General features: G+C 58.1%; 3 protein-coding genes. 2 read left to right on the forward strand and 1 reads right to left on the reverse strand.

The features are described from left to right. The coding region (locus tag WA354_RS17630; protein ID WP_472814331.1) for a beta/alpha barrel domain-containing protein at positions 1–788 on the forward strand (788 nt) is incomplete at its 5' end. 32 nt (positions 789–820) lie between these two features. Continuing rightward, a complete protein-coding gene (locus tag WA354_RS17635) occupies positions 821–1,600 on the forward strand; it encodes an enoyl-CoA hydratase/isomerase family protein (RefSeq protein WP_472814332.1) in 780 nt (259 codons plus the stop codon). A 1-nt stretch (position 1,601) separates the two neighbouring features. On the opposite strand, the gene WA354_RS17640 is transcribed toward WA354_RS17635, so the two are convergent. Next, positions 1,602–1,978 (reverse strand): CoA-transferase (locus WA354_RS17640; RefSeq protein WP_472814333.1); only part of this gene is annotated, 377 nt, incomplete at its 5' end.

The following is a 1,978-nucleotide window of genomic DNA, read 5'->3' on the forward strand; positions in this document are numbered from 1 at the left end:
GTTACCTCCGCCGGTTGATCGACGCGGGATTCAAACACATTGACGCGGTGAGTTTTGTTTCTCCCGCTGTCGTGCCGCAGATGGCGGACTCGGAGGGGGTTCTTTCTCAGTTGTCGCTGCCCGTGGATGTTGAAATCATCGGCATCGTGGTGAACGAGAAGGGCGCGTTGCGTGCTGTTCAAACGGATGCGGTGAAGACGCTCGGATTTCCGTACTCCATTTCGGCGGAGTTTCTTCGCAGAAATCAGCGCCAGACCCTCGAGGAATCGCTGGAAGCCCTGCAGAAGGTCCAATCAATCGCCGCAGGGGATGACCGGAGTGTTGTTGCCTACGTCTCGATGGCCTTTGGAAACCCCTACGGAGATGCGTGGAGTATCGAAGAAGTGCTGCAGGCCTGCGACCTGATTGCAGAGTGCGGAGTAACGGAGGTCTCGCTTGCAGACACCGTGGGTCTCGCCACCACTGATCGCATTGAAGAAGTTTTATCCGCGGTTATCGGGCAATTCGCTGGCCTTGAGATCGGCGCACATTTGCACGCAAGGCCTGCAGAGGCCGCGGAGCGAATTCGTGCCGCATTTCAGGCAGGGTGCAGGAGATTCGACGCGGCGATAGGTGGCCTGGGTGGTTGTCCGTTCGCCCAGGACGTCCTGGTTGGAAATATACCCACCGAAGCTCTTCTGGCAGAGTTGCGCCGCTGCGGAGCGAACCTTCCGCCGATTGGAAGCCTTGACACGCTGATAGTGGAAAGCCGAAACATATCGAGCCGATTCGGTTTGGCTGTCCAATAAAAAGACGCGCTCTTCCTGAAAGGGAGTGGAATTTGAGTCAAAAGACGATCCTTGTAACGGACGATCACCCCATAAGAACCATTACGCTGAATCGCCCTGACCGCAAAAACGCGATGACACAGGAGATGCAGGTTGAGTTGACGAGCGCGTTCGAGGAGGCTGCCGCGTCTGAATGCAATGCCCTGATCCTGACCGGCGCTGGAGACGCCTTTTCTTCAGGACTCGATCTCTCTGAGTTGCAGACAATGCGCGACAAGACTCCCGCAGAGCATCGCAGTGACGCAGAACGGATTGCGCGCCTTTTGGTGACGCTCTATGAACTGCACATACCCACGATTGCCGCCGTGAATGGTCCCGCCATTGCAGGTGGAACAGGGCTGGCAACGCTCTGCGACTTCACCCTCGCAACTCCGGCAGCTAAATTTGGCTTCACCGAGGTGCGGATCGGCTTTGTTCCCGCGCTGGTCTCTGCATTTCTAGCGCTGCAAGTCGGGGACAAGCGCTCCCGTGACCTGCTGCTGACCGGCCGCCTGTTTGGAGCCGTGGAAGCGCAGCAATTGGGGTTGGTGAATGAGATTGTCGAGAAGGAAGAATTGAACTCGCGTGCACATGAGCTGGCGAAGTCTCTGCTCGCCAATAGTCCGCAGTCTATGAGTGCAACCAAACGGTTGCTTGCCGCGCAGAATCGCTCATGGCTCGATGCGGCGATTGTCGCAGCTCTTCAAGCCAACGCGGAGTCCCGCGAGACTGCGGATTTTCGCGAGGGGGTCTCAGCATTTCTTGAGAAAAGAAAGCCGGTCTGGAAGAGATAACTCAGCGAAAACGAAGTGCCGCTCCGCTGCGCTGCTCGACCAGCTGGCGCGTAACGCCGTCGGCCAGTTCGAATACTTCGAAGCCCGAATCCGTCACATCGAGCACGCATAGATCCGTGATAACGCGATGCACCACTGCGCTGCCGGTGAGCGGCAATGTGCATGTGCGCAGCAGCTTGTGGCCTCCGTCGGGAGTAGTGTGCTCCATCAGCACGATGACGCGGCGGACGCCCGAGACGAGATCCATCGCGCCGCCCATGCCTTTCACGCGCTTGCCGGGAATCATCCAGTTGGCAAGATCGCCGCGCTCGGAAACCTGCATGGCGCCAAGGATGGCGAGATCGATGTGTCCACCGCGAATCATGGCGAAGGAGTCGG

The organism is Occallatibacter sp. (assembly GCF_049802275.1).
Lineage (GTDB): Bacteria > Acidobacteriota > Terriglobia > Terriglobales > Acidobacteriaceae > Telmatobacter.